This window comes from Candidatus Microbacterium colombiense (assembly GCA_029203165.1).
GTDB lineage: Bacteria > Actinomycetota > Actinomycetes > Actinomycetales > Microbacteriaceae > Microbacterium > Microbacterium colombiense.
Genome location: CP119308.1, coordinates 885785 through 911169 on the forward strand (window position 1 = coordinate 885785; position 25385 = coordinate 911169).

A 25385-nucleotide genomic window follows, 5' to 3' on the forward strand; every position below is an offset into this window, starting at 1 on the left:
CAGTGTATCGGCGCGTCACCCGCCCCGGAGGGCGCGGTGCGTCAGATCAGAGACAGTTCGCGCAGCTTCGACTCGACGTCGGCGTTCGAGGGCTCGACGTGGTGCGAGGAGTCCGGGTACACCACGACGGGGATGTTCGTGCGGCCGGTGATCTCCTTGGCGACATCGGCGGCGTCGGGCTGGGCGACCAGGTCGATGTAGGTGTACTCGATGCCGAGCTCGTCGAGCTGCTTCTTGGTGCGGATGCAGTCGCGGCACCAGTCGGCGCCGAACATCGTGATGGTGGAGGAATCGAGAGAAGTCATGTCTCCAGGGTATGCCCGGAGGAGAGGGGCGGCGTCGAGATCATCCGTCTCAGAGATTGTGACTAAGGGTAGCCTTACCTATACTTGGGACCATGAATGGCGCGTGCGAGCATCTGAGCGACCCGGACTGGGACGACATCGAAGGTCCGATCCTCATCGCAGGGGATGCGGCCGACGCGGGAGCGATCGCGGCGATCGCCGCCCGCCTGCCGTGGGATGCGCAGGGAGCCATCGTGCTCGAAGCGGCGGCGCGGATCCAGTTCCGACACATCGACGTGCCCGACGGTGTGTCGGTGCGTTGGCTGCTGCGTGGAGACGGCATCCGCGTGCACACCAAGGGGGAGCGCCTCGCCAACGCGGTGCACGCGTGGTGCGTCGAGTGGACGTGCACCGAGCCCCCGGCTCACTGGACCGTATGGCTCGGGCCACACACGCCACCCCACGTGGCGCGCATGGCCCGAAGTCTGCTGGGCGTCGCGAACTGACCGCTCGCGCTTGCCGGCGCGGGTCAGAGCCGGATCAGCGCCCCGCGGCGACGGCCGGCTTGTTCGCCCCGGCCGTGATCGCATCGAGCGCACGACGCAGCGATGAGCTCGAGGTGTGCGCGGTGTACGGGAAGTACACGACCTCGACCCCGACCTCGGCGAAATCGCGCTCCAGGCGCAGGCCCTTCTCAGTACCGCGCCAATCGTCACCCTTGAAGAAGTGCGTGAACTGCACGTCTTTCCAGGCGTCCATCTTCGACGGACTCGTCTCGACGTACACGTCGTCGACGAACGAGATGTGACTCACGATCTCTGCACGCTCCGCCGTCGGGATGACGGGCTCGATGCCCTTCACCTGGCGCAGCATCTCGTCGCTCACGACGCCGGCGATCAGAATGTCGCACTGCTGCTTCGCGTGACGTAGAAGGTTCAGATGCCCGACGTGAAAAAGGTCGAAAGCTCCCGCGGCATAGCCGATACGCGTCCCCATGATCTCCCCAGATCAATATTCCCCAGAGCGGATCCCCATCCGCCAGCGACTCCCACAGCCGCATCGGGTCAGTCTAGCGGACGGAAGGTGCCGGATGCGACCCCGATCTCGACGCGGCCTCACGGTTTCCGGACCCACAGGAACCCGTGCGACGATGGGGGCCGCAGGCTGAGCGACAGGGCAGGCTGAGCAACAAGGCAGGCTGAGCAACAGGGGGAAGGCGCGTGGGGACAGCGGTGACGGTCATCGTGCCGACGTTCAACGAGCGTGACAACGTCGCTGAACTCGTCGCGCGCACCGCTGCTGCGCTGCAGGGGCGCGACGCCGAGATCCTGTTCGTCGACGACAGTACCGACGACACGGCCGACGAGGTCGCTCGTGTCGCTGCGGATGCGTCGCTGCCCGTGCGCGTGATCCATCGCGATGACAACGCCGGTGGTCTCGGTGGCGCCGTGGTGGTCGGCCTCGCGGCCGCGGCATCCGACATCTGCATCGTGATGGACGGCGACCTGCAGCATCCGCCCGAACTGCTTCCCGCCCTCCTCGACCGCCACGCGGAGGGCGACGCCGATGTCGTGGCCGCCTCGCGGTACGTCGGAGGCGGCGACACCAGCGGCCTGGGCACAGCGGTGCGCTTCGGCGTCTCCCGCGCGGCCACCTGGTTGACGCGCGCGATGTTCCCGATCCGGCTCGCACGCAGCACCGACCCGATGACCGGATTCTTCCTGGTGGACCGGTCGCGGCTCGACCTCGCGGCGCTAAAGCCGCAGGGGTTCAAGATCCTGCTCGAGATCCTCGCCCGCACAGACCTGCGCATCGCCGAGATCCCGATGGAGTTCGGCGAGCGGCGGCATGGCACTTCGAAGGCGAGCATGCGCCAGGGCATCACCTTCATCGCGCATCTCGCCCGCCTCCGTTTCGGCAAGATGTCGCTGTTCGCGATCATCGGCGTGATCGGTGCCGTCGCCAACCTCGGCATCATGTGGGCGCTGGTGGCGCTCGGCGTTCCTTATATCTGGGCCGCCATCATCGGCGCCGAGGTGACGATCATCGGGAACTTCATCCTTCAGGAGCGTTTCGTCTTCGCCGACATGCGCACCGACGCGCGGGGGCTCGGCATCCGCTTCGCGACCTCTTTCACGTTCAACAACGTCGAGGCGGCCGTGCGTATCCCCGTCATGGCGCTGATGGTCGAGACCTGGCACATCTCGAGCGTGCTGGCCACCGGCCTCTCGCTGATCGTGGCCTTCTTCGCGCGATTCCTCTTCCACTCGCTCGTGGTCTACGCCCCGCAGCGGCGCAAGGCCGGAGAGCTGAAGCCCGACACCGCCGCCGTGCGCATCATCCAGGCGATCGACGCCGAAGCGATGAAGCCCGGCGAGCTGTAGAAGTCCGGGTGCGGACGGGCCTGCTGCCCGCAGAGGTCGCATCTGGTCGCTTCCCGGGCGACGATACGACCAGATGCGCCCTCTCGCGGTCGAGAGCAGTCACGAATGGTCGCCATCGGCGTGTGGATGTGACCATTTGCGACCTGCGACCTGCGAGCAGGATGCTGAGAGGCCCTCGCGTCAGCGCGACTCGAGGTAGTGCTCGAGGCTCGCGGCGGAATCCCGTGGCGTCCAGCCGGTGTCGGTGATACGGCTCAGGTCGAGCACGCTGTTGAGAGGGCGCGGCGCGATGGGTCCGGCCTGATCCGCGAAGTACTCGGCGGTGGTCACGTCGCTCACGGATGCCGGATCGTGGCCGGTGAGGCGGTAGACCCCGCGGGCGATGTCGGCCCAGGAACGCGCCTCGCCGGCCCCGGTCACGTTGTAGATCCCGAACGCCGGGCGATGCGCGAGCAGGTGGGCGATCGCCGACGCGAGGTCGTCGGTGAACGTCAGTCGTCCGACCTGGTCGCCCACCACACGCGGCGAGATGCCGCGCGCAGCCAGCGACGCCATGGTGCGAACGAAGTTGCGCCCGTCGCCGATGACCCAGGAGGTGCGCACGATGTAGTGGCGCGGCACCGTGCCGACGAGCGCGTCGCCGGCGGCCTTCGTCTGCCCGTAGACGCCCAGCGGCCGCACGGCATCCGTCTCCGTGTAGGGCTCGGGCTGCGCGCCGTCGAAGACGTAGTCGCTGGAGACGTGCACGAGCGTGATGCCGTTCTCGGTCGCGATGCGCGTGAGCGCGGCGACTCCGCTGACGTTCGCCGCCCAGGCGTCGGCGCGCCCTTCCGGGGTCTCGGCGAGATCGACCGCGGTGTACGCCGCTGCGTTGATGATGGTGTCGTAGTCGCGCCAATGGCGGGCGGTCGCGAGTGCAGGATCCGCCAGGTCGAGATCGGCACGTGTCGCGTACTCGACATGCGCGGCATCGCCGAGCTCTGCACGAAGCGCCTGGCCGAGCTGTCCTGATGCCCCGAGCACGAGCGTCTTCCGCGGCCCGATGGGGGTCACGTCGGCCAGGCGGGGGTGTGCCAGGTCCTTCGCCGAGATCTCGACGTCGGCGAGCGGGATGGGCCAGGCGATCGCGGCGGTCTCATCCGCCAGATTGAGGAAGGAGTACTCCGCATCGGGTGACCAGTGGTCGTTGACGAGATAGGCATACGCGGTGTCGGGAACCAGCGTCTGGTACGAGTTGCCGACGCCGCGCGGCACGAGGATCGCCCGCGACGGATCGATCTCGGTCGTGAACACCCTGCCGAAGCTCTCGCCCTCTCGCAGGTCCACCCAGGCGCCGAAGATCTTGCCGGTCGCGACCGAGACCCACTTGTCCCAGGGCTCCGCATGGATGCCGCGCGTCGTGCCGACCGCATCGTTGAACGAGATGTTGTTCTGCACCGGTCCGAAGTCCGGCAGACCGGCGGCGACCATCTTCTCGCGCTGCCAGTTCTCCTTGAACCATCCCCGGGAATCCCCGTGGACCGGCAGATCGACCACGAGCAGTCCGGGGATCCCGGTCTCGGTGACCGTGAGCGTCTTGCCGAATTCGATCATCACTGTCCCTTGGAGGCGTAGAACGACTCGGTGGCGTCCTTCGACGGCGCCCACCAGGCCTCGTTCGCGCGGTACCACTCGATGGTCGACGCGAGGCCGGACTCGAAGTCCGAGAACTGGGGCTGCCACCCGAGCTCGGTGCGCAGCTTCGTCGAGTCGATCGCATAGCGCAGATCGTGCCCCGCGCGATCGGTCACGTGGTCGTAGGCGTCGGCGGGCTGGCCCATCTGCGTGAGGATCAGCTCGATCACGGAGCGGTTGTCCTTCTCGCCGTCCGCGCCGATCAGGTAGGTCTCGCCGATCGCGCCCTTGTCGAGGATCGTCAGCACGGCCGAGGAGTGGTCATCGGCGTGGATCCAGTCACGCACGTTCTGCCCCGCGCCGTAGAGCTTGGGACGGATTCCGCGGATGACGTTGGTGATCTGACGAGGGATGAACTTCTCGACGTGCTGGTACGGGCCGTAGTTGTTCGAGCAGTTCGAGATCGTGGCCTGCACCCCGAACGATCGCACCCACGCGCGGACGAGCAGGTCGCTGCCCGCCTTGGTGGAGGAGTAGGGCGATGAGGGGTTGTACGGCGTCTGCTCGGTGAAGCGCTGCGGGTCGTCGAGTTCGAGGTCGCCGTAGACCTCGTCCGTCGAGATGTGATGGAACCGGCGCTCGTGACGACGCGCGGCCTCGAGCAGCGTGTAGGTGCCGATGATGTTCGTGTCCAGGAACGGCCGCGGGTCGTGCAGCGAGTTGTCGTTGTGCGACTCGGCGGCGTAGTGCACCACCGCGTCGGCCTTCGCGAACAGTCCGTCGACGAGTTCGGCGTCGGCGATGTCGCCTTCCACGAGCTCGACCCGGTCGGCGGGGAGCCCCTCCAAGGAGGCGCGGTTGCCGGCGTAGGTGAGCTTGTCGAGCACCGTCACGTGCGCGTCGGTGTTCGCCACCACATGGTGCACGAAGTTCGAGCCGATGAAGCCGGCGCCGCCGGTCACGAGCAGACGGGTCATCGGTGTCCTCGTTCCAGCAGGTCGAGCAGATAGGAGCCGTACCCCGACTTCACGAGCGCTTCGGCGCGCTCCCGGAGCTCGTCGTCACTCAGGAATCCCTGTCGCCAGGCGACCTCTTCCGGTACGCCGATCTTCATGCCCGTGCGGCGTTCCATGGTGCGCACGTAGTCGGCGGCATCCGTCATCTGATCGAACGTCCCGGTGTCGAGCCAGGCCGTTCCGCGGGGGAGCACCTCGACCTGCAGCTTCTTGCGCTCCAGGTACTCGCGGTTCACGTCGGTGATCTCATACTCTCCGCGCGGGCTGGGCTCGAGATCGCGGGCGATGGCGACCACGTCGTTGTCGTAGAAGTAGAGCCCGGGCACCGCGTAGTTGCTCTGCGGGTTCTTCGGCTTCTCCTCCAGGGAGACCGCCTGACCCTCGTCGTCGAACGATACGACACCGTAGGCCTCGGGTTCGGCCACCCAGTAGGCGAACACGGCACCGCCGTCGATGTCGGCGAAGCGCTTGAGCTGCGTGCCGAGCCCGGGGCCGTACAGCAGGTTGTCGCCGAGCACGAGGGCCACACTGTCGTCGCCGATGAAGTCGGCGCCGATCGTGAACGCCTGCGCGAGTCCGTCAGGGGAGGGCTGCTGCGCGAAGGTCAGCGAGATGCCGAACTGCGAGCCGTCACCGAGCAGACGCTCGAAGTGCGCGGCGTCATGCGGAGTCGTGATCACCAGGATGTCGCGGATGCCGGCGAGCATGAGCGTCGACAGCGGGTAGTAGACCATCGGCTTGTCGTACACCGGGATCAGCTGCTTCGAGACTCCGAGCGTGATCGGATGCAGACGCGTGCCGGATCCGCCCGCGAGAATGATGCCCTTCATGATCCCCCTTGTGAAACTTCGATGTCCATGGTGGCGTCACGTGGTGGACGGTTCCCCAACCGTCCACGACCCCCACAGTCGTTGGAGGACAGCCTAGCGCGGAGCTCCTGTGCGCCGCGCGGGGACCGGGCACCGTCGCCGGCCGTGCGAGGATGTCCTGCGGGAGGGCGACATGAAACGCCAGGCTGTGGGGGCCATCATCGCGCAGGCCGTGCAGGCGCTGATCGGGCTGCTGATCCAGATCCTCGTCGCGCGCCTGCTCGGCATCGACGACTACGGACGCTTCGCGATCCTCTACGGCGTGGTGATCCTCGCGACGGCGGTGGTGACCGGATTGGTCGGCGACACGCTCGTCGTGCTCGACCGCTCGCAGCGGGCGGTGCGGGCAGGGCTCGAGCTGATGCTGATCGCGGCATCCGCCGTGCTCGGACTCGCGGCATTCCTGATCGCGTGGGCGACGGGCTTCAGCAGCGCGCTCGAGGCGCTGCTGTTCGCCATTGCGCTCGCCGCCTTCTCGATCGAGGAGATCGTACGGCGCCTGCTGATCGCTCACATGTCATTCCTGCGCGTCGCGATCACGGACATCTGCGGCTTCCTGGTCGCCCTGGTCGTCATCATCGTCCCGGCCCTCTCGGGTGCCCTCACGCTCAGCTTCTTCCTCGGGGCCATCGCCGCCGGACAGGTCGTCGCCTCCGGCGTCGGCTGGTTCCTCGTGCCGAAGGCCGATCGGATCCTCGTGTCGCTGCGCGGCGCCGATGTGAGAACGGTCTGGCGCTACGGCGTGTGGCGGGGACTCCAGCAGGTGCTCCGCCCTAGCCTCTTCACCTCGGTGCGCCTGCTCTCCCTCGCCGCCGCCGGCATCACCGCGGTCGGTCTGCTCGAAGCCGCTCGCACCTACACGTCTCCGCTGATCCTGGTGATCGGCGGACTCTCGTCGTTCCTGTTCGTGCGTTTCGCGAATCAGCGCAAGGCGGGAGCCGCGAGCTCCGTGCGCGAGGCCGACAGAGCCGTGCTCTTCCTCTTGGCCGGCACGGTCGTCATGAGCGTCATCGCCGTCGTGCTGATCCCGTGGGCGAGCCCGCTCGCCTTCGGCGTGCAGGTCGATCCGCTCGCGGTGATCGCGTGGCTCGCCTATGGCCTCTCGGTCGCGATCGTCACGCCCTACGGTGCGCTCGGCGCGGTCGGGGGCAAGCAGATCGCCGTGTTCCTGATCCGGCTCTCCGACACCGTGCTCGCGGTTCTCGTGGCCGTCGTGATGTTGACGCTCGGCGCGTCGGTGTCGGCGCTGCCCTTCGGGCTCGCCGCGGCGTCGATGCTGGGCGGGCTGGGGCTGCGATGGCTGGTCGTCTCGACCGAGCGGCCGAGTGCCCCGGAGTCCTGAGGAACCGCCGAGTTCCCAATGATAGGTTTGGTCGCAGTTCAGCGGAGGGGTTGACGATGGAGGACGTTCCTTACGGACGGATTCTGCGCGAGGGATGGTTGGTCATCGTCGTGCTCGCGGTGTTCGGAGCGAGCGCCGCATGGGTGGTCGCCAAGGCGCTGCCGGAGACGTATGCGGCGACGTCGACGATGCTGCTGCGCGTCGATTCGACCGAGGCATCGCTGTTCGAGCGCAACCAGTTCAGCCTCGCGCGCATCAAGTCGTACCCGGCGCTGATCGACAGCCCCGAGGTGATCGACGCCGTGCGCTCCGATCTCTCGCTCGACGAGGACGACTACTCGGACCGCGACATCCGGCGGATGCTGTCGGCCGAGAACACCGCCGACACGGTGCTGCTCGTGGTGCAGGCCGATGCGCCGACCGCCGCGCTCGCCGCCGACGTGGCGAACTCCGCCGCATCGCACCTCTCTGACCTCATCAAGACCACCGAGAACGTGACGGGTGACACTCGCTACACCGTCAACCTCGACCAGGTGCTCCCGGCCGTCGAGCCGCAGTCGCCCATCTCGCCCCAGGTGACCGCGATCACGGGCCTGGGCGGCGTGGCCGGGCTCGCGATCGGCGCGATCGTGGCGGTCTACCGCACCACGACGAACCGTCGTCTTCGGACGATCTCCGATGTGCGCCGAGCCACGGGCCTCCCCGTCGTCGGCCAGATCCCGCGCAAACGCCGTGTGCGCCCCGAACCCGAATCCGTGACGCTCATGGCGTACGAGGAGACCGTGGGTAACCTGGCCGCGCTGGCCGGAGACGGTCTGCGCACACAGCTCCTGGTTCCTGCCTCCGCCGGAGCGATCGACGACGGCACGGTCTTGGGTCTGCTGGCGGCTCAGGAAGCGGTCGGTCGATCCGCGTGCGTGATCGACACACGCAAGGACCATGTCGCCGGCGGGTCGTTCAGCCTCGATGCTCTGCTCGACAACGAGGAGGACCCGACTCCCGCTGACGAGCACGACGCCGATGACCGTGCGGTCATCGTGGCCGACGAGCCCATCGCCATGGAGACGCTGCTGCGTGAGCTTCCCGACGCGATCGCGCGCCTGCATGAGAGCTTCGACGTCGTCATCCTCATCAGCGAGCCCACCGATTCCGCCCTGCTCGAGACCCTCGTCGACAGCGGCGCCGGGATCATCGTCACCGTCAAGCACAACAGCACCTCCGCGCCGGATCTCGTCGCGGTGGCCACCCGTCTTCGTGTGATGGGCATCCGACCGGTCGGCGTGCTCATGATCCACACCGGCCACGGAGCGCTCGGCTCGATCGCCGAGTCCTGGCGGGTGTCCGACCGAGGAACAGCCGATCAGGGGCACGGCGGCGGAGCCACTCGTGCACACCACGACTGATTTCCTGACACCACACCTGCACGGGTCGGCGCACTCGCCGAGCCGTGCGCGGCTCGTCGCGGTCGGCACGCTGTACATCCTGCTCATCGCGAGTGTGATCCCGTGGCGCAGCCAGACGATCTACTCGGGCGGCATCGACATCGTCGTCATCGCGAAGGCCCTGATCGCGGTCATCGCCTTCGGCTCGGCGACGCTGCTCTCCCTCCGCACGCGGGATCGCATCTCGATCGGCGTCGGCCCCGCCGCAGTGATGACGGTCGTCATGCTCGTGAGCGCCATCGGCGCGGTGGTCGCGGGCAACGGTGCGGCCACGATCGTGCTCGTGCTCCGGGTGTTCCTGGTCATGGCGACGATCCTGATCCTCCTCACCACGGTGCCGTGGATCGTGAGCATCCGCAGCCTGCTGCAGGGCATGGCCCTCGTCGGGCTGCTGGCGGCAGTCACCGGGCTTCCCGGGATGCTGTCGTCGGGGCGGCTGGGAGGCGGCATCCCGGAGATCCATCCCAACGAGCTGGCCGGTCTCGCCGGAGCGCCGCTGATCGGTCTGGTCATCATCATGCTCCGCACCGGAGTGCGGCTGCAGACGCTCTCGGCGGCCATCGTGCTGCTGGCGATCGCGGTGGCCACCGGCTCACGCACCGGCCTCGCGGCCATCGTCTTCGGCATCCTCGTCGCGGTGCTGGTGAACGGCATCCGCGACCGGAGCGTCGTCTACGCCCTGCTGTTCTGCCTGCCGCTCGGCTACGGCATCGCCTCGTTCACGAACGTCTTCGGTAGTCTCGCGACGCGTGCCGGCTCGACCGACACGACGTCGGCCCTCGACTCGCGATTCGACGCGTGGAAGGTCGTGCTCGGCTGGGGGTGGGACGAGTGGCAGAAGTGGATCGGTCTGGGCTTGTCGGCCAAGACCGTGCCCGTCGACATCAAGTGGCGCGACGAGCAGGTGCTCGACAGCAGCTGGGTGTCGATCCTCGCCCAGTCGGGGCTCATCGGCGTCACACTCGTGGCCTCGCTCCTGCTGTGGTGTGTGATCGCCGCCTGCATCTCAGGCAGCCGGCGCTGGCTGGTGCTGCCGCTGCTGGTCCTGGTGATCTTCCGCTCGACCACCGAGAGCGGTCTCGTCGACAGCGCGATGCCGTTCCTCACGTTGATGGTGCTCGCCTCGGTGCTCACTCGGCGCTCGCGGCACGGTGGTAGCGTGAGCGCGCATCGGGACACGGAATCGTCGAACTGGCAGTGGAGCGCGATCACCGATGAGAAGGCATCCCGCGCAGGCAGTGCGCGAGGGAACTGAAGAACGAGGGGACACGGTCATGTCGGAGTCGGAGAGCGCGCCGCGCACACGTCGCACCTGGATCTGGATCTGGGTCGCGGTCGCCGTCGTCGCCGTGGGTGTCGCCGTCGGCGTCTGGGCGTACACCGCGTCGCAACAGGCGTCTGCGCCGACCAGCGGTGCGACCGACACACCGACTCCCCAGCCCACCGAGGTCGAGACGCCGACGCCCGGTGCGACCGCCCCCGTGGAGAAGCCCGAAGACGGCGCTGACGTGCCGTTCGGCGAGTCCGCCGAGCTCGAGCAGGGCTCGTCGATCTCGCTGGTCTCGGTCGAGGGCGTGACCGCCGGACGCGACATCCCCGGCGAGAGCAGCGGGCCTGCGGTCAAGGTCGTGATCCGTGTCACGAACAACGGGGATGCCGCGATCGACACGGCCGGAGCGAGCGTGAACCTCACGTACGACGGCGACGATCGCACCCCTGCGGCGGCCGTCAGCGCCGATGACGCGACGGTTCTGCCGGCGTCGATCGCACCGGGCGCCAGCGCCGACGGCGTGTTTTATTTCGCTGTACCTGTTGCGTCGGACGGCGATATCCGTATCATGGTCGATATACTGGCTGCTGAATCAGACGTCGTGTTCGTGGGAGCGCGACCGTAGCAGCCGGTTGAGGGGATATCGCCGGCCCGGGCGTTGAGGGGAACGCCGTCGGGTTCGGTCGATCATGTGGACTGGGGAGTCTGATGAATTCTGGGGAATTCAAGCGCGGCTATGGACGCCGTCTTGCAACTGTTCTTGTGACGATGCTCGCGATCATCGCGGGGTCGTTCGTGGCCATGACGCCGGCTGCCGCCGACGTGAGTCCGCCGGCGGGTGATCCATCCACGGTGACGGCCGACGCGCTGCCGACGGTGCAGATCAACGGCATCGTGTGGGACCAGGAGGTCGTGGGCAACGTCGTCTACGCCGCCGGCTCCTTCTCGAGCGCTCGTCCTGCGGGCGCCGCGGCGGGCACCAACGAGACCGCCCGCTCGAACCTGCTGGCGTACAACATCCAGACCGGTGCGCTCATCACGTCGTTCGCGCCGACCATCAACGCGCAGGTGCGCTCGGTCGAGGCCTCGCCCGACGGCACGCGCCTCTACATCGTCGGTGACTTCACCACGGTGAACGGACAGACGCGCAACCGCATCGCGGCGTTCGACCTGCCCAGCGGCACGCTGTCGTCGTTCAACCCGAACTCCAACGGCACCACGATCGGCGTCGACGCCACGAACTCCGCCGTGTACTTCACCGGCACGTTCGGTCGCGTGGCAGGCCAGGACCGCTTCGGTGCCGCCGCCGTCAACCGCGACGGCACGCTGCTCCCGTGGGCTCCGGTGCTCGGTGAGCGTCGCGGACGCGTCGTCGTGGTCTCGCCCGACGGTACCAAGGTCGTGCTCGGCGGCGACTTCCCGACGCTGAACGGCAGCTCCAACCCCGGCTACGGGCTCGGCATGGTGTCGGCGACCGACGGTTCGCTGATCGTGCCCTTCCAGACCAACAACATCATCCGCAACGCCGGCAACGACGCCGCGATCCTGTCGCTCAAGTCCGATGCCGACTCCTTCTACGGAACCGGATACGTCTTCGGCGCCGGCGGCAACCTCGAAGGCAGCTTCCGCGCCTCCTGGAACACCGGCGCGCTCAACTGGGTGAACGACTGCCACGGCGACCAGTACGACGTGCAGCCGATGGGCGACACGGTCTACGCGGCCGGTCACTCGCACTACTGCGGCAGCCTCGAAGGCGGCTTCCCGCAGAGCGACCCGTGGAGCTTCTACCGCGCGATCGCGGTCACCAAGGAGCCCGCGCGCACCACGCCCTACGGCCTGAACCTCGGCTACTACGACTTCGGCGGCAACCCCGCACCGAAGATGCTGCACTGGTTCCCGAGCCTCAACACCGGCACGGTGAGCGGCGCCTACCAGGGCCCGTGGACGGTCAACGGAAACTCCGAGTACCTCGTCTACGGCGGCGAGTTCACCCGCGTGAACAACGTCGGTCAGCAGGGTCTCGTGCGCTTCGCGGTGCCGTCGAAGTCGACGAACGCGCAGGGCCCGATCCTGTGGAACACCGACTGGCCGGCCAGCGCTCTGCCGCTCGACGGATCGATCCGTGTGACGTGGCCCCTCAACTACGACCGCGACAGCGAGTTCCTCAAGTACGAGGTGCTGCGCAACAACGTCGTGATCAAGACCTTCGAGAACGTGCGATCCAAGTCCAAGGACTGGGGTCTGCCTCCGATGACCTACGTCGACTCGGCGGTCGTGAGCGGAACGTCGTACACCTACCGCGTCCGCGCGACGGACAACGAGGGGCACTCGATCCTCGGCGGCACCGTCACGGCGACCGCATCCGGGACCGCGACGAGCAGCACGTACCGCAGCGCGGTGCTCGCTGACAGCCCGCTCGACTTCTGGCCCCTGGATGACACGGCAGGCTCCGTGTCATACGACTGGGCAGGTCCTTCCGACCTGAACGTCAACAGCGGCGTGACGCGCGGCGTCTCCGGCGCCATTCTCGGCGACAGCCGCACCGCGGCGAACTTCGACGGCGGCAGCAACGGCTTCGCCTCCACCACCACCGCGATCGCCGGACCGCAGACGTTCGGCATCGAGGCCTGGTTCAAGACCACCACGACCAACGGCGGCAAGATCGTCGGCTTCGGCAACAGCTCGACCGGCAACTCCGGCAGCTACGACCGGCACGTCTACATGCTCCCGAACGGGCGCATCACGTTCGGTGTGTACCCGGGCTCCTCGCAGACGATCGAGTCGTCGGCGGCGCTCAACGACGGTCAGTGGCACCACGTGTCGGCCGGCCTGAGCTCCGAGGGCATGGTGCTCTACATCGACGGCATCCGCGTCGCTCAGCGCAGCGACGTCACCGGCGCCCAGGGCTACAACGGCTTCTGGCGCATCGGTGGTGACTCGCCGTGGGCGGGATCCGACCGCTTCGCCGGTCAGATCGACGAGGTCGCGATCTACGCGGCTCCGCTGAGCAAGACGCAGGTCGCGTCGCACTACACCGCTTCCGGTCGCACGCTCGAGGGCGCGACGGCTCCGACCGACGCGTACGGCGCGGCGGTCTACGGGCTCGAGCCGGCGCTGTACTGGCGCCTGGGCGAGTCCACCGGCAGCACGGCCGCCGACTCCTCCGGCTACTCGCAGCGGGGCACGTACTTCGGCTCCGTGACCAAGGGCGCGAACGGTGCGCTGCAGGGCGTGTCGAACACGGCCGCGACGTTCAGCGGCGGTCAGGTGATCAGCCAGAACTCCTTCTCTAACCCGCGTTCGTACTCGCTCGAGACCTGGTTCAAGACGAACACCACGACCGGTGGAAAACTGATCGGCTTCGGCAACAGCCCCGACGGCAACTCGAACAACTACGACCGTCACGTCTACATGACGGATGCCGGCAAGCTGGTGTTCGGCGTGTGGACCGGTCAGGAGCAGACGATCCGCACGGATGCGTCGTTCAACGACAACACGTGGCACCACGTCGTGGCGACCCAGGGCGCGCAGGGCATGAAGCTCTACGTCGACGGTCAGCTGCAGGGCACCAACCCGAACACCGACGCCCAGGACTACACCGGTTACTGGCACGTGGGTGGAGACGTGACGTGGGGCCCGGGCGACTGGGAGTTCGACGGCTCGCTCGACGAGGTCGCCGTCTACCTGGCGCCGCTCTCGGCATCCGACGTGGCGATGCACTACTCGCTGGGCTCCACCGGGGCTCCCGCGAACGTGCTGCCCACCGCGAGCTTCACCAACACGGTCGACAAGCTCAAGGTCAGCGTCGACGGTTCGGCATCCGCCGACTCCGACGGCACGATCGCCGGCTACTCGTGGAACTGGGGCGACAACACGCCGGCCACCACAGGTGCGACGAGCACGCACACCTACGCGGCCGGTGGTCAGTACACGGTCACGCTGACGGTCACCGACAACGATGGCGGCGTCGCGACGACGACCGCGCTCGTGACGGCGGTTCCCAACCAGCTGCCTGTTCCGTCCTTCACCACCTCGGTGACCGATCTCTCCGTGACCGTCGACGCCTCGGCGAGTAACGACACCGACGGCACCATCGCCGGCTACTCGTGGAACTGGGGCGACAACACCCCGGCCACCACGGGCCGCACGACGACCCACGCCTACGCGGCGGACGGCCAGTACACGATCACGCTGACCGTGACCGACAACGACGGCGCGACCGAGACGAAGACGGCCTCCGTGATCGTCGCGGCTCCCGTCGGAGCGGTGACCTACGCGAGGGACGACTTCAACCGGACGCTCGCGACCGGTCTGGGGACGGCGAACGTGGGCGGCGCCTGGTCGCTCACCAACACGGCCTCCAACTACCGCGTCGACGGCTCGTCTGCGGTGTTCGTGCAGTCGGCCGCAGGCGCGCAGCGATACGCATACCTGCCTTCGGTCTCGTCGACCGACACGGCCATCGACGTCGACGTGGCGCTGTCGCAGCGACCCGTCGGTGGTAGCGCCTATTACACGACGCACGTGCGTCGCGTGGGTGCCGATGACTACCGGGCACGCGTCGTCGTGGCGACCACCGGCGGTGTGACGTTGCAGCTGCAGCGCACCACGACGATCCTGGTGAACGTACCCACGTCCATCACGGTCGCGGCGGGCGACAAGCTGCACATCCGCACCGAGGCGACAGGCACCTCTCCGACCACCCTTCGCGCGAAGGTGTGGAAGGTGGGCACCGCCGAGCCTTCCGGCTGGACGGCGACCACGACGGACTCGACCGCCGGCCTGCAGACCGCGGGCGACGTCGGCCTCGGCGTCTACCTCGGCGGTGGCGTCACCAACGTGCCGTTCCAGACGAGCTTCGACAACTTCTGGGCAGGATCCAGCGACGGCGCCCTGGTGCCGCCGGCGAACGAGGCCCCGACGGCCGCGTTCGTGGCGACTCCGACCGGCCTGAGCATCGCGGTCAACGGATCGACGTCGTCGGATTCCGACGGAACGATCGCCTCGTACGCCTGGGACTTCGGTGACAACACCACCGGCACCGGCGTGACGGCGAACCACACGTATGCCGCAGCGGGTACGTACACGGTGAAGCTCACCGTCACGGATGACGACGGCGCCACCGGTACCGTCACCCGATCGGTGCAGGTGACTGCTCCGGCTCCCGGAAACACGGCTCCGACGGCGGCGTTCACCTCGAGCGTCTCCGGCCTGACCGCGAACGTCGACGGCTCGACCTCGACCGACGCCGACGGCACCATCGCGTCGTACGCCTGGGAGTTCGGTGACGGGGCCACCGCCACCGGTGCCACGGCCAGTCACGCGTATGCCTCAGCGGGCACCTACACGGTGAAGTTGACCGTGACCGACAACGGTGGTGCGACGAACGCCGTCACGCACACGGTCACGGTGACGGCCCCGGCCGCCGCCGGGCTGGTGCAGGACGACTTCAACCGGGCCGACGGACTGCTCGGCGCCGCCCCGCTGGGCGGCGCGTGGACGCAGACCGCCGGTGTGGCGAACGTCGGCATCGACAACAACCGTGCTCGTCTGACGACGGCCGCGTCGAGCCAGACGCGCACGGCGTCGCTCAACGCGACCACCTCGGACAGCACCGACCTGACGTTCTCGTTCACGACGTCGGCCGCGGTCACCGGCGGACGCATGTACGTCTCGGCGCTCGGCCGGGTCATCGGAGCGGACGACTACCGGGCCCGCTGGCTGATCGCGCCGAACGGTTCGGTGCAGGCTCAGCTGTCGCGCGGTGGCACGGTGCTGAGCTGGGTCGACATGACGGGCATCACGATCACGCCCGGCACCGCGTACAACGTGCGTCTTCAGGTGTACGGAACGGGTACCACCACTCTTCGGAGCAAGATCTGGGCCGACGGTCAGACCGAGCCGCAGAACTGGCAGCTGTCGACGACGGATTCCACCGCAGCCCTCCAAGCGGCGGGGTACACCGGAGTATCGACATATTCCAGTAGCGGATACGGCCCCCTGCCTTACAGTGTCTACGTGGACAACTACAAGGCAGTGAAGGTTCTCCCCTGAGTTTCGCAGAGTCGTATCGCAGCCTTCGCACGGCCCAGAAGGGTCGTGCGAAGGGTGCGCCGGCCTACTCTCTCTATGTGAACAGGCCGGCGGGCCGCGTGCTCGCGGCCTTGGCGCACACGATGGGCATGACCCCGAACCAGGTCAGCGTCGTGAGCGCCGTCTTCACGTTCACGGGCATCGTGCTGCTGGCCACCGTTCCTCCGTCGATCGGTCTGGGCATCGCCGTCTGGCTGCTTCTCGCGATCGGCTACGCGTGGGACAGCGCCGACGGGCAGGTCGCCCGTCTTCGCGGCGGCGGTTCTCTAGTAGGGGAGTGGCTCGACCACATCTTCGATGCGGCGAAGCTCGTCTCGCTCCACATCGCCGTCGCGATCGGTGCGTACCGCTTCTTCGACCTGGATTCCGATCTCTGGATCCTGGTTCCGCTCGTCTTCAGCATCGTCGCGACGACCACCTTCTTCGGCATGATCCTGAACGATCTGCTGCGCGCTCGACAGGGAGTTCCGCAGGCGGCGCAGGCGGGAGGATCCTCTCCGCTGCGCGCGATCCTCGGCATCCCGACCGACTACGGCACATGGTGCCTCGCGTTCGCGCTCTGGGGCTGGACCGCCGGATTCATGGTCGTCTACACGCTTCTCGCGCTCGCCGCACTGCTGTACCTCGGGGCCGCTGTGGTCATCTGGTACCGCAAGATGAAGGCGCTTGGCTGAGTAGCATGAGGGCCGGCCTTCGTCAATCAAGTCGATGGACTCTCCAGCACTTACTCAGCAAGCCCTTATACCGTCCAACGCATCCCGACGACGTTGCCGGGTACTCGCGCGCTTCCTACACCCTCCGCCCTCGGGTGCGGGATGGCGCGAACAACTGCGAACCCGAGAAAGCCTCCCCCTCCATGCGTACTCGTTCCATGTCTACTGCCGTCGTGCTCGGCGCCCTGTTGGTCCCCCTCATAATCGGAACCCCCGCACTCGCTGCGGCTGACGATCCGCTCACCATCACCGACGACATGGACCGTACGGTCAGTCGTGGTCTGGGAACGTCGGAAGACGGCGTCACCTACGACGTCGCGCCGGCCTCATCCTTCTCCGTCGCAGGCGGTGTCGCCAAGCTCGCCGCCATCGCCCCCGGCGTCACTGCGACCCTTCGACCGTCGGGTCTCTCGCTGACCGATTCCGCGCAGTCGGTCGTCTTCACGCTGCCCGCGCTTCCCAAGTCGGGTTCCGGCGTCTACCTGAGCCTGCAGTCGCGTCTCACCTCCTCGGGTTTCTACCAGGTGCAGGTACGCGTCGACCCGCGGGGCGTCGTGCTGCTCGAGGCGCTGCGGGTGAACGGAAGCACGCAGACCTCGCTCGGGCACGTGTACGTGCCGGAGCTGAAGGTGAAGGCCGGCGTGCCGTTCACGCTGGAGACACGTGTTCTCGGGTCGACGGCCGTCAGCATCGATGCGCGCGTCACCGCGAAGGCGGCGCCGGCGGATGCTGCGTGGAAGCTCTCCGTCGCTGACAAGGCGTCGAACCGCATCACCGCGCCGGGACGCACCGGAGCCCGGGTCTACGTGTCGCGTTCGACTCCCGCTCAGGCGGTGCTGTTCGATGATCTGCGCATCACCGAAGACATCGGTGTCCCCAGCACGCCCACTACTCCGACCACCCCCACGACGCCGACCACTCCGACGACTCCGACGACTCCGACGACTCCGACCGTTCCGACCGTTCCGACCACTCCGACCGTTCCGACGACTCCGACCACGCCGACGACTCCGACGACGCCGACATCGTCGTCAGCGATGCCCACGTGGGACACGACCGGCTCGAGGATCAAGACCGGCTCAGCTGTTCCGGGAGCGACTGCGTATGCTGTTCCGGCGAACGCTGTGTTCGTCAACGCCGCAGCGGGTGTGAACGGCACAGGAGCGGCGTCGTCGCCGTACTCGACCGTGCAGCGCGCGGTCTCGGCGAGTCCTGCCGGGTCCACCATCGTCGTGCGTGGCGGCACGTATCACGAGAACGTGGTCGTGCCGGCCGGCAAGCGGGTCACGATCCAGTCCTACCCGGGAGAGGCCGTCTGGCTCGACGGCTCAGAGAAGCTCAGCGGATGGAAGGCCAGCGGTTCCTCCTGGTATGTGACGGGTTGGACGCACGACTTCGACTCCACGCCGAGCTTCACCAAGGGGCAGGCCGACGGAACCGCTGCCGGGTGGCGTTGGCTCAGTGCCGACAAGCCGATGGCCGCGCACCCGGAGCAGGTCTGGGTCGCCGGTGCCGCACTGCGTGAGGTCAGCTCGCTCGCCCAGCTGAAGGCAGGGACGTTCTTCGCAGACACGGCCGCTGATCGCCTGTACATCGGAACCAATCCGGGCAGCGGTGAGGTGCGCGCATCGACGCTGACCAAGGCGCTGTCACTGCGCGCCGAAGGCACGGTCGTCCGCGGGATCGGTGTGCGCGGGTACGCGACATCCGTCTGGATGATGGGCGCCGTGACGGTCGAGGCGCCCAAGACGACGATCGAGAACGTCGCGCTCTACGACAACGCCAGCACCGGGCTCTTCATCGGTTCCGCCGACGTGGTGCTCAAGAACGTCACCGTCGCCCGCAACGGGCTCATGGGAATCGGCGCGAACTATGCGGACCGCCTCAAGGTCACCGGGCTTCTCGCGGTCGAGAACAACGCCGAGGGATTCAACCAGTCCCCGGTGTCCGGCGGGCTGAAGATCGCCAAGACGCAGACGTTCAGCGTCACCGACTCGGCGTTCCTCCGCAACAACGGCCCGGGGCTGTGGACGGATCAGTCCGTCTCCGACATCGACATCATCGGCAACGACTTCTCCTACAACGCAGGGGCGGGCGTGTTCCTCGAGCTCTCGCATCGTGTGGACTTCGTCGACAACCTCGTGCTCAACAACAAGGGCAATGGCGTCAAGATCAACAACACCGGCAGCGTTCAGCTCTGGAACAACACGATCGTCGGCGGCAATCGCACCGTGAACATCGTGCAGGACTCGCGCTCGGCGCTGGATCCCTCCGTTCCCGGTCACGACCCTCGCCGCCCGCTCGGCGACCCGGGCATGCCGTGGCTCATCAAGGACATCACGATCGGCAACAACGTGATCGCTCAGAGTTCGGGCAACTGCACCCTGTGCGTCGAGGACTACACGGCGAAGTACTCGGCCGCACAGCTGAAGATCGTGTCGAACGGGAACGTGTTCCAACGCGTGACAGCCACCAATCCTTCCTGGCTGGTGGTCTGGTCTCGCGGGGCTGCGAACCCCAACCCTGCGATCTACTCGAGCCTGAGCGCCTACGTGACCGCGACGGCACAGGACAAGAAGTCCGTGAGCGTCGATGCGCGGCCGATCACTGCCGCCAACGGTTCACTCCTCCCGGCGGATGCGACGGCATGGAAGGCCGTTGCCGTGGCGCCTCCGACCAGTGTCACGGGGCTGCTCGGTACCACGCAGGCACGACTCGGAGCGATCTTCCCCTGATCGACGCTCGCCTCCCCGCACGGTGAGGCGTCACGTGCGCGGCGAGACACTACGTCTGCGGTGAGACAGCACGCCGTCAGCGAGACATCACGTGTGGCGTGGTGTCTCGCTGACGGCGTGGTTTCTCGCCGACGGCACGGTGTCTCGCGACGGGGTCCGCGGCGGAGGCAACCTGTGTGGACGACAAAGAGAACCGCGCGGCATCCGGAGGGGTGTCGCGCGGTCCTGTCTGCGGGGGGAGGGAGCGGAGACGTCTTCGGGTGACGCTCCAGCTCGGTCCGCGGTCCCTCGTCGGGATCCGTCGGTCTATCGACGGATCCCGACATGTCCTACTGGGCCGGTCCCGCCCACAGGTTGTCGTAGCTGTACACCAGGGGAACCGTGGTCGCGCTGGCCGACAGGTAGCTGTTCACCCCGACGTACCCGGGGGCCTGCAGCACCGCGGTGCCATCGGTTCCCGTCGATGCCCAGGCTGCGGGCTCCGTCGTTCCGGTGCGCCAGATCTTGGCCTTCAACGTCGTCGCATTCGTGCCGGTCACCTGGAACCTGACGTTCAGGGAGTCGGCGCCCGTGACGGTCAGACCCGAGATCGTCGTCGAGGCGATCACGGTCTCCGCGCCGGCGATCGTCTTCGTCAGCCACACCGCGACGGCGCCGTTGGAGGCCACGCGGAACTTCGCCCGGTAGTCGTTCGCGCTGTCGATCTGACGTCCGATCGCGGAGAAGTAGTAGCCTCCGCCGGTCGAGGGCTGGTTGAGTGCGACGGTGAAGCGCTGCTCCGTGTTGGTCGACGGCGTCGAGCCGGCGAGCACCGCGGTGTAGTTGTTACCGGCGGAGAGTGCGACCTTTCCGACGCCGTCAGCCACCGAGAACTTGCTCAGCGCGGTGGCGGTGCCGGGGAACATCGTCCACGCGCCGCTGGTGCCGGAGTTGCCCCAGCCGCCGGTGACGCTGCGGTCGAAGGCATCGGTCGCCCAGACGGCGGGCGCCGTCACGGTCACCTGCTGCGATGACGTGCCCGACGCTCCCTTGTTGTCCTTCACCTCGAGCGTCACCGTGTAGGTGCCGGCCGATGTGTAGACGTGGGTCGCGGTCGCCCCGGTTCCTGTGGTGCTGTCTCCGAAGTCCCAGGCGTACGACGCGATGGTTCCATCGGGGTCGGACGATCCCGCGCCGTTGAATGCGGCGTTGAGGTCGGTCGCGGTGGCCGTGAAGGCGGCCGTGGGTGCGACGTTCTGCGTGATGACCACGTCCTTGGTGACCGTGTGCGTTCCTCCGCGGTTGTCGGTCACGGTGAGCCGGACGGTGTACGTGCCGATCTGCGCGTACGTGTGGCTCGCCGTCGCCCCGGTCCCGGTGGTGCTGTCGCCGAAGTCCCAGGCGTACGACGCGATGGTTCCATCGGGGTCGGACGAGGTCGAGGCGTCGACGCTCAGGTCGCGCTGATCGCTCGACGCGGTGAACGAGGCCACGGGGAGCTGGTTGGCCGGCTCCGTCGCGGTGACGCTGCGTGTCGTGCTGATCGAGGCCCCGCTGTCATCGGTCACCGTGAGGGTCACCGAGTAGGTGCCCGCGGAGGCGTAGGTGTGCGTCGCCGTCACACCCGTCGCCGTCTCACCGTCTCCGAACTTCCACGCGTACGAGGTGATCGTGCCGTCGGAGTCGGTCGATGCCGACGCGTCGACCGACAGTCCGAGGTTGGTGATCGTCGGCGTGAACACCGGAGTGGGCGTCTGGTTCGCGGGTGTGCGGCCTGCCGCGGTGTAGTGCGCACGGATGCGCTCGCCGCTCAACGCGACCGGGTACACGGCGACCTCGTCGAGCGTTCCGGCGAGATAATTGCTCGTCGTGCCGCCCCACGTGCGGTCGCCGCCGACGCGCCAGTAGCCACGCTGGTTGAGGGCGGCGCTCATGCCGTTACTCCCGATCAGCTGCGTGTCGACCCAGAGCTTCATGCCGGCGGTTCCCTGCGTCGCGACGACATGGTGCCACTGGCCATCGTTGAACGCTGCCGTCGAGGTGATGGTCGTCTGCGTGCCGTTGTTGGCGCCGAAGACCAGCTTGCCGTTCGACTGCATGACGACCTGGCGGTCGATGCTGCCGGTGTTGCTGCTCAGGCCGCTCGTCGTGTTGCCGAACCCGATGAGGGTGCCGCCCTTCGTCGACGTCGACTTGAACCACAGCTCCGCGCTGTAGGCGCTCGGCGCGTTCCAGGCGTCCTGGGCGACGATCTGCGCGTTGGTGCCGTTGAAGGTGGTCGCCGAGTCTCCGGTGATCGCCCCCGATACGTTGCGGGTCACGGTACCGGCGAGGTTGCCGGTGGTGCCGCCGACCGCGGAGTCGCGGATCGTACCTGCCGCGGTCTCGTTGAGTCGCCAGTAGAGATCGGGGTTGTCCGTCGACACGGAGGTGCCGTAGGCGTCGGCAGGAGCCGCCGTCCAGTTGGCCGTGCGACCGCTGGCGAGGTAATGCGCCTGCACGTCGCTCTTGGCCAGCGCCTTGTCGTACACGGCGACGTCGTCGATCGTGCCCGACAGGGCGGCATCGGTCGGCTTGTTGGCGAATCCGGTGGTCTGATCCGCGCCGATGCGCCAGTAACCGACATACGACTTGGGTGTGGTGAACGACTGATCGCGTCCCACTCGGTCGCCGTCGACGAAGAGCTGCATGCCCGTGCTGCCGACGGTTCCCACCACGTGGTGCCACTGGCCGTCATTGATGCTCGCGCGGCTGAACACGGTGCGGTACGAGCCGTCGTTGATCGCGAAGTTGGCGCGTCCCGAGGTGTCGAGGTAGAGCACCCGATCCGTGTTGCCCGAGGTCGAGGTGCCTGCCGCCGAGTCGCCGAAGCCGACGATGCGGCCTCCGCGCGTGCTGGTGGTCTTCACCCATGCCTCGACCGACACGGATGCGTCTGCCGCGGCGGGATCCTGCGTCGTCATCTTCGGCGTGCTTCCGCCGGCCGATGTCACGGCCTTGTCGCCGTCGTTCGTCAGCGCGCCGTTCGCACCGAGGGTGAGCGTCGTCGAGCTGCCGGGAACGTCGCCGACATCATCCGCGAAGCGCGGTCCGGTCGCCTCTCCGAGGCGCCAGTAGTGGGTCGCACCGCTGGCCCGCACCGCGGTGCGGTAGGCCGAGGCCGGTGTCGACGACACCGTGATGTAGGGCGACCAGGCGCTCCACTGTACGTTGCCGTCGGAGTCCTTGGCGCGCACCTGGTAGCGCACCTGGCTCCCCGGGGTCTGACCGGTGTCGGTGGCGCTCAGGCTCGGCAGCTTCCAGAACTCGCTGTCCGTGCGGGTGAAGGTGGCGATCTTGGTCGCCGGGCTGCGGAACACGTCGTAGGTGATGGCGGTGCTGTCGCGATCCCAGACGCTGCTGAACGGGATGCGGACGATGCCCGCCTCATCCGAGTACGGCGCAGGTGTGAATGCCGCTGCGTTGATCGGTCCGACCGCGTGAGGAGAGGTGGTGCGCTTGGCGAAGCGCACCAGGCCCTGCTGGGCCACGTTGTTCACCTTCGGGAACTCGCCGCCGAGCACGATGTAGTCGGAGTTGCCGGTCACCGTCCACGCCGCCTGGCGTGCCGAGGTGTACGTACCGAACTCCAAGTCGGGGTACCAGTGCAGCAGTCCCGTGTAGGGGATACCTGTGAAGTCCCAGCCGTAGGCGTCCTTCTTGGAGGTGATCCCGGTCGGGAAAGTGGGCTCGGCCGTCGCCTTCTGCCAGCGCGCGCGGGGGTTCGTGTCGGGGAACCCGCCGACCACCGAGCAGTCGTGACGATGGCTCACGGAGTACAGCACCTGTCCCTGCGGGAAGCTCGCGTACGAGTCGCCGAGGCAGTCGTTGACCCAGTTGATCTGACCCGTGTACGGATCGGCGGCGAAGGTGCCCTCGAAGGATGCGCCCGCGCCGAACGCGTAGCCGGTTCCGTAGACCTGCACGCCGTCGGTGCTGAGGCTCGAGATCGCGCCGTTGAGGCCCGCGGTCTTGATGCGGTCTGTCGCGGCCCAGGGCAGGGCTGCGCCCGCCGTGGTGTCGAGGGAGGCCATGCCGTAGGCGGTGGCACCGTTCAGCTGCGTGAAGGATCCGCCGATGATCACGCGCGAGTTGTCGGGGCTCATCAGCATGTCCCAGACGAAGCCGTCGCCGGCCGCGGACGGCGCCCAGTCGGTGATCGCCTTCGTGGTCATGTTCCATGCGGCGAGCTCGCTGCGAGGCTTGCCGCCGCTCGAGCGGAAGTTCCCACCCACATAGACGATGTCGTTCGCGAAGGCGAAGCCGCGCACCTGACCGTCAGCCCGCGGCGCCCAGTCGATGAGAGCGCCGCTCGCGACGTCGAACGCGGCGACGTGCGCCCGTGCCTGGCCGTCGACGGTCGTGAAGTCGCCGCCGAAGTAGACGGTCTTGCCGTCGGGAGTGGCGCGCACGACGAGGCCCTGCGCATCCATGGTGTGGCTGAAGTTGGGGATCGGGTTGCCGGTGCGGATGTCGAACGCGAAGATGTTGTTGGCGTCGATCTCCCCGGCTCCACCCGCGGCGACCCCCGGCGGGCGGGCCTTCGTGAAGCTGCCGGTCACGTAGACCGTGTTGCCGGCGACGGCCTGACTCCACACCACGCCGTTGACCTGCCACGTGGGCAGCACGTCGGTGGTGACGGTCTCGGGCAGCGCGGGAGTCTCGGCCGCGGTCGCGGCGGGCGCCGGTCCGGTGACCACCAGCAGTGCCGCCAGCATCGTCGCTGTGGTCGTGACGGCGGCCAGTGTCCGACGGAGGCGCTGCGCGCCGGTCGTTCGGGTCATGACGGTTCCTTCGGTCGATGTCGTGAAGTCGGAGTCGCGGTGTCTGCGCATGATCAGCTCAGATCGCCACGGAAGACGGCGGAGGTGTGCACGGTGTCGAAGTCGACCACCAGAGTGATCTTCGAGCGCGCGTCGGAGGCGACGGCGAACGCATAGTCCGCGGTCGCGGTCTTGCCGGGCTTCAGGACGCCGGCGAAGTCGGTGGCCTCGGCGTCGGCCGCGTACACCTTCGTCTGCGGAGCGCCGGTGGCGTCGAGGAGCGTCAGAACAGCGGTGCCCAGATCGATGGGCTTGTCCGATCCGTTCGTGATCGTGATCGTCAGGCGCGCGAACTCGCGGCCGGGGAAACTGCCCGGACCCTTCGAGGTCTCTTCATCGAAGGAGATCGAGGTGATCTCGACTTCGACACTGTCCTTGTACGACACAGCGCCCGACGTCGAGGCCGGTTCTGCGCTCTGCGTCGGCTTCGGCGCCTTCCCGTCGCGGGACACCTTGTCGACCGGCTGATCAGGATCGCTTCCGGCGGACGTCGATGAGGGCGTCGGCGTCGCCGACGGTTCAGCCGACGAAGTCGACGAGGCGCTCGAAGACGCGCTCGGTGTGGCATCGCCTTGCGGCTCGCCCACGCTTGAACACGCGACAAGAGCCGCGCAGAGTACCAATGATGCGACGCATGCGTACGCTCGAACAATCCCCACGATTGCCATTCCCCAGTTTTCCCCAATGGGGGAAGCCGTCGGAATCCTTGTACGGAAACCGCCGAACGGTGTCATACCCCTATGACACTCTTTCCCCAGATTTCATCAGGGTAGCGGGTCGGG

General features: G+C 67.6%; 16 protein-coding genes. 9 read left to right on the forward strand and 7 right to left on the reverse strand.

The features are described 5' to 3' along the window. Positions 1–41 precede the first annotated feature (41 nt). On the reverse strand, positions 42–305 hold the full coding sequence (locus P0Y60_04275; GenBank protein ID WEK61983.1) for a glutaredoxin domain-containing protein: 264 nt from the start codon (positions 303–305) through the stop codon (positions 42–44). A 92-nt stretch (positions 306–397) separates the two neighbouring features. Here P0Y60_04275 and P0Y60_04280 point away from each other — a divergent pair, with 92 nt between their 5' ends. Further along, a complete protein-coding gene (locus P0Y60_04280) occupies positions 398–790 on the forward strand; it encodes an SIP domain-containing protein (protein ID WEK61984.1) in 393 nt (130 codons plus the stop codon). Between the two features lie 34 nt (positions 791–824). Here the strand turns inward: P0Y60_04280 and P0Y60_04285 are convergent, their stop codons facing one another. Further along, positions 825–1280 (reverse strand): adenylyltransferase/cytidyltransferase family protein, encoded by a 456-nt coding sequence (locus tag P0Y60_04285; GenBank protein WEK61985.1) that lies wholly within the window; start codon positions 1278–1280, stop codon positions 825–827. 236 nt (positions 1281–1516) lie between these two features. Between P0Y60_04285 and P0Y60_04290 the strand changes: the two genes are divergently transcribed. Further along, complete coding sequence (locus P0Y60_04290) at positions 1517–2668, forward strand: glycosyltransferase (protein ID WEK61986.1); 1152 nt, start codon at positions 1517–1519, stop codon at positions 2666–2668. Between the two features lie 180 nt (positions 2669–2848). Here P0Y60_04290 and P0Y60_04295 read toward each other — a convergent pair whose 3' ends face one another. The 3 genes from P0Y60_04295 to rfbA are packed head-to-tail and all read right to left on the reverse strand — an operon-like array spanning position 2849 to position 6128. Next, positions 2849–4261: a bifunctional dTDP-4-dehydrorhamnose 3,5-epimerase family protein/NAD(P)-dependent oxidoreductase gene (locus tag P0Y60_04295; protein WEK61987.1), complete on the reverse strand. Its 1413-nt coding sequence runs from the start codon at positions 4259–4261 to the stop codon at positions 2849–2851. Beyond that, positions 4261–5259 carry a dTDP-glucose 4,6-dehydratase gene (gene rfbB, locus P0Y60_04300; protein WEK61988.1) on the reverse strand — a complete coding sequence of 333 codons (999 nt, stop codon included), beginning with the start codon at positions 5257–5259 and terminating at the stop codon, positions 4261–4263. Before rfbB ends, P0Y60_04295 begins: the two co-directional genes overlap by 1 nt. Further along, entirely contained in the window at positions 5256–6128 is an 873-nt protein-coding gene (rfbA, locus tag P0Y60_04305; GenBank protein WEK61989.1) for a glucose-1-phosphate thymidylyltransferase RfbA, read from the reverse strand. The genes rfbB and rfbA overlap by 4 nt, the downstream gene beginning before the upstream one ends. Before the next feature lie 172 nt (positions 6129–6300). Between rfbA and P0Y60_04310 the strand changes: the two genes are divergently transcribed. The 7 genes from P0Y60_04310 (at position 6301) to P0Y60_04340 (ending at position 19762) form a co-directional block, all read left to right on the forward strand. Further along, complete coding sequence (locus tag P0Y60_04310) at positions 6301–7509, forward strand: hypothetical protein (protein ID WEK61990.1); 1209 nt, start codon at positions 6301–6303, stop codon at positions 7507–7509. A gap of 56 nt (positions 7510–7565) precedes the next feature. Next, complete coding sequence (locus P0Y60_04315; protein ID WEK61991.1) at positions 7566–8912, forward strand: hypothetical protein; 1347 nt, start codon at positions 7566–7568, stop codon at positions 8910–8912. Continuing rightward, positions 8896–10206 carry a hypothetical protein gene (locus P0Y60_04320; GenBank protein WEK61992.1) on the forward strand — a complete coding sequence of 437 codons (1311 nt, stop codon included), beginning with the start codon at positions 8896–8898 and terminating at the stop codon, positions 10204–10206. Before P0Y60_04315 ends, P0Y60_04320 begins: the two co-directional genes overlap by 17 nt. Before the next feature lie 19 nt (positions 10207–10225). Then, positions 10226–10846 carry a hypothetical protein gene (locus P0Y60_04325; protein WEK61993.1) on the forward strand — a complete coding sequence of 207 codons (621 nt, stop codon included), beginning with the start codon at positions 10226–10228 and terminating at the stop codon, positions 10844–10846. Between the two features lie 83 nt (positions 10847–10929). Beyond that, on the forward strand, positions 10930–16275 hold the full coding sequence (locus tag P0Y60_04330; GenBank protein WEK61994.1) for a PKD domain-containing protein: 5346 nt from the start codon (positions 10930–10932) through the stop codon (positions 16273–16275). A gap of 77 nt (positions 16276–16352) precedes the next feature. After that, on the forward strand, positions 16353–16988 hold the full coding sequence (locus P0Y60_04335) for a CDP-alcohol phosphatidyltransferase family protein (GenBank protein WEK61995.1): 636 nt from the start codon (positions 16353–16355) through the stop codon (positions 16986–16988). Between the two features lie 197 nt (positions 16989–17185). Continuing rightward, on the forward strand, positions 17186–19762 hold the full coding sequence (locus tag P0Y60_04340; GenBank protein ID WEK61996.1) for a right-handed parallel beta-helix repeat-containing protein: 2577 nt from the start codon (positions 17186–17188) through the stop codon (positions 19760–19762). Between the two features lie 329 nt (positions 19763–20091). Here P0Y60_04340 and P0Y60_04345 read toward each other — a convergent pair whose 3' ends face one another. After that, complete coding sequence (locus tag P0Y60_04345; GenBank protein ID WEK61997.1) at positions 20092–24564, reverse strand: PKD domain-containing protein; 4473 nt, start codon at positions 24562–24564, stop codon at positions 20092–20094. Between the two features lie 53 nt (positions 24565–24617). Further along, positions 24618–25337, reverse strand: coding sequence for a DUF4352 domain-containing protein (locus P0Y60_04350; GenBank protein WEK61998.1), 720 nt, complete (start codon positions 25335–25337; stop codon positions 24618–24620). Positions 25338–25385: the final 48 nt, after the last annotated feature.

Coding starts and splice junctions, on each gene's coding strand:
- P0Y60_04275 (WEK61983.1), bottom strand. CDS start 305: ATGACTTCTCTCGATTCCTCCACCATCACGATGTTCGGCGCCGACTGG.
- P0Y60_04280 (WEK61984.1), top strand. CDS start 398: ATGAATGGCGCGTGCGAGCATCTGAGCGACCCGGACTGGGACGACATC.
- P0Y60_04285 (WEK61985.1), bottom strand. CDS start 1,280: ATGGGGACGCGTATCGGCTATGCCGCGGGAGCTTTCGACCTTTTTCAC.
- P0Y60_04295 (WEK61987.1), bottom strand. CDS start 4,261: ATGATCGAATTCGGCAAGACGCTCACGGTCACCGAGACCGGGATCCCC.
- rfbB (WEK61988.1), bottom strand. CDS start 5,259: ATGACCCGTCTGCTCGTGACCGGCGGCGCCGGCTTCATCGGCTCGAAC.
- rfbA (WEK61989.1), bottom strand. CDS start 6,128: ATGAAGGGCATCATTCTCGCGGGCGGATCCGGCACGCGTCTGCATCCG.
- P0Y60_04310 (WEK61990.1), top strand. CDS start 6,301: ATGAAACGCCAGGCTGTGGGGGCCATCATCGCGCAGGCCGTGCAGGCG.
- P0Y60_04315 (WEK61991.1), top strand. CDS start 7,566: ATGGAGGACGTTCCTTACGGACGGATTCTGCGCGAGGGATGGTTGGTC.
- P0Y60_04325 (WEK61993.1), top strand. CDS start 10,226: ATGTCGGAGTCGGAGAGCGCGCCGCGCACACGTCGCACCTGGATCTGG.
- P0Y60_04330 (WEK61994.1), top strand. CDS start 10,930: ATGAATTCTGGGGAATTCAAGCGCGGCTATGGACGCCGTCTTGCAACT.
- P0Y60_04340 (WEK61996.1), top strand. CDS start 17,186: ATGTCTACTGCCGTCGTGCTCGGCGCCCTGTTGGTCCCCCTCATAATC.
- P0Y60_04345 (WEK61997.1), bottom strand. CDS start 24,564: ATGACCCGAACGACCGGCGCGCAGCGCCTCCGTCGGACACTGGCCGCC.
- P0Y60_04350 (WEK61998.1), bottom strand. CDS start 25,337: ATGACACCGTTCGGCGGTTTCCGTACAAGGATTCCGACGGCTTCCCCC.